This is a genomic window from Paraburkholderia suaedae (assembly GCF_040812055.1).
GTDB lineage: Bacteria > Pseudomonadota > Gammaproteobacteria > Burkholderiales > Burkholderiaceae > Paraburkholderia.
The window spans coordinates 1-2,613 of sequence record NZ_JBFOAH010000086.1 but is presented as its reverse complement, the minus strand read 5'-3'; the positions used below and the strand labels follow the sequence as shown (position 1 = coordinate 2,613).

The window sequence follows — 2,613 nt, the reverse complement described above, 5'->3', positions numbered from 1 at the left end:
GTAAGCGGCTCGGCCGGACCGTCTCCCGATGCTGATTTTTCCAACGCATGATGGGCGCGTTTAGATTGACGGAGCCAGTCAGCCATGTCGAACGCAGGGAACCGTGCCCATTCCCATCGCACGTACGCGCAAGAATTCAAGCAGCAGGTGATCAGGGAGACGTTGGAGCCGGGTATGTCGGTGTCGATTGTTGCGCGTCGACACGACATCAACGCCAACGTGGTATTCGGTTGGCGCAAGCAATATCGTGAAGGAAAGCTGGTCGTCCCTGCACTGGATGTTGAGCCGGGCGTGCCAGGCACGGAACTGCTGAGCGTTGACGTGATCGACACGGCATTGGTGCTGCGGGAGCCGGAGCCGCCGGTAGCATCCGGAGCGATGAGCAGCGTACCGATGTCGACTCCCGTGTGCGAGATCGAGGTGGAGATCGGCAAGCGGCGCATGAAGATTCGCGGTCTGTCTGCCGAGCGCATCGAAGCGTTCCTGCAGGAATGCCTGAAGTGATCGCGCTGCCGGCAGGTACGCGTATCTGGCTGGTGGCCGGCGTGACCGACATGCGTTGCGGGTTCCAGGGGCTGGCCGCGAAGGTGCAGACAGCGCTCGAAGAGAATCCCTTGGGCGGCCACGTGTTCATCTTCCGCGGCCGTCGCGGCGATCTCGTGAAACTGCTTTGGGCGACCGACGAAGGGCTCTGGTTGCTCGCAAAACGATTGGAGCGAGGCCGCTTTATCTGGCCCCAGGCTGATGGCGGAAAGATCCATCTGACAAGCGCCCAGTTGTCGATGCTGCTTGAGGGCATCGATTGGCGGCAGCCACGCCGTACTGCCGCGCTGTCGATGTTGTAAACCGCATCGAAGGCTCGTAAACTGCGACGCATGTCTAAAGATGCGCCGCTTCCTGCCACCGTCGCTGAGCTCCAGGCCCTGGTGCTCGCGCAGCAGGCGTCGCTGCTTGAACAGCAAGCCTCGATCGCAAACATGGTTCGGGAGATCGCCGCACGCGACGATGAGATCGAGCGCCTGAAGACGCAGATCGACAAGCTCAGGCGGATGTACTTCGGTAGCAAGTCCGAGAAACTGGCCCGGCAGATCGATAAGCTTGAGGCGCAACTGGAAGACCTGACGGCGGGCCAGGGCGCCGCAGATACGCGAGGGCACCGAGACAAGACGTCGACGGCGCCGCCCGGTCGGGGGCCCACGCGAGAGCCACTGCCACCGCACTTGCCCCGTGACGAAATCGAACTCAAGCCGGATCCGGCCTGCCCAAAGTGCGCGACGACGATGCAGTGGCTCGGCGAGGATGTATCCGAGCAACTTGCCCGCGTGGCGGCCGCGTTCAAAGTGATCCGCACCATCCGCCATAAGCTGTGTTGCCCTGATTGCGGCCACATCGAACAGCCCGCGATGCCCGGCCTACCGATCGAGCATGGCATCGCGCATCCGAGCTTGCTGGCCGATATTGCGGTATCGAAGTTCGCTGATCATCAGCCGCTGTATCGCCAATCGGAGATCGCGGCACGCGATGGTGTGGCGCTGGATCGCGGCAGCATGGGCCGCTGGCTCGGGCAGATTGCCGAGCTGTGTGTGCCGCTTGTTGAAGCGATCCAGCGCTACGCGCTGGTTCCCGGCAAGGTCCACGTCGACGACACGCCGGTCGCGGTGCTCGCGCCCGGCAACGGCAAAACGGTGACCGGCCGCTTCTGGGTCTATGTGCGTGACGATCGCCGCTCGGGCTCGACTGAGCCGGCCGCGGTATGGTTCGACTTCTCCTCGGATCGCAAAGGCGTCCACCCTCAAACCCGGCTCGCCGTATTCCACGGCATCCTGCAGGCCGATGCTTACTCCGGGTTCGATCAACTGTACGCGAGCGGCGAGATCCTCGAAGCGGCATGCTGGGATCACGCGAGGCGGTACATCTACGATGTTCACGTGCGCACGCCGACTCCCGATACCCAGCAATTGCTCGAGATGATCGGCGAGCTCTACAGTATCGAAGCCGACATCCGCGGCAAGACACCTGACGAGCGTCTGCGCGTGAGGCGGGAGAAGAGCAAGCCGTTGCTCGTGAAGTTCGAAGTGACGATCAGGGCGAAACTCACGACGCTGTCGACGAAGTCCGCGCTCGCCAAGGCGATCAACTACTCCCTGAACCACTGGGCGGCGCTCGTGTTCTACTGTGAAGATGGTCGGGCCGAGATCAGCAACGTACTCGCAGAAAACGCCTTGCGCTGTGTCGCGCTCGGCCGCAAAAACTATCTGTTCGTCGGGTCCGACAGCGGGGGCGAGCGGGCCGCTGCGATGTATAGCTTGATCGGGACGTGCAAGCTCAATGGCATCAACCCGCGTGCTTATCTGGAATACGTCCTGACCCACATCGCTGATCACAAGATCTCTCGCATCGACGAATTGCTGCCCTGGAATGTGGCCGACAAGCTGAAGCCCGCCGCTCTGCCCACACCATCAACCAGGTAGATCTGGATAGATTTGGATGGATCGTGTCCACGATCGCGGATCGCGGACACGATCTCCCATAATCTACACGGACTCCATCACGCCATCACCATCGTGCCCCACGCGCGCGTGAACGGGGAAACGGCCGGGCTGAGTCGCTTAC

General features: G+C 62.1%; 3 protein-coding genes. All 3 read left to right on the top strand.

Annotated elements, in window-relative coordinates:
* Positions 1-84: 84 nt before the first annotated feature.
* The 3 genes from ABQJ48_RS38010 to tnpC all read left to right on the top strand — a co-directional run bounded on the left by ABQJ48_RS38010 (position 85) and on the right by tnpC (position 2,471).
* Positions 85-504: a transposase gene (locus ABQJ48_RS38010; RefSeq protein WP_473094253.1), complete on the top strand. Its 420-nt coding sequence runs from the start codon at positions 85-87 to the stop codon at positions 502-504.
* The gene (gene tnpB / locus ABQJ48_RS37565) at positions 501-845 is read left to right on the top strand and encodes an IS66 family insertion sequence element accessory protein TnpB (RefSeq protein WP_367842903.1); all 345 of its coding nucleotides are present in this window, start codon (positions 501-503) and stop codon (positions 843-845) included. Before ABQJ48_RS38010 ends, tnpB begins: the two co-directional genes overlap by 4 nt.
* Before the next feature lie 132 nt (positions 846-977).
* On the top strand, positions 978-2,471 hold the full coding sequence (gene tnpC / locus ABQJ48_RS37560; RefSeq protein ID WP_473094254.1) for an IS66 family transposase: 1,494 nt from the start codon (positions 978-980) through the stop codon (positions 2,469-2,471).
* Positions 2,472-2,613 lie beyond the last annotated feature (142 nt).

Bases quoted from the DNA above. Each gene is read 5' to 3' on its own strand.
- ABQJ48_RS38010 (WP_473094253.1), top strand. From the start codon at position 85: ATGTCGAACGCAGGGAACCGTGCCCATTCCCATCGCACGTACGCGCAA.
- tnpC (WP_473094254.1), top strand. From the start codon at position 978: ATGGTTCGGGAGATCGCCGCACGCGACGATGAGATCGAGCGCCTGAAG.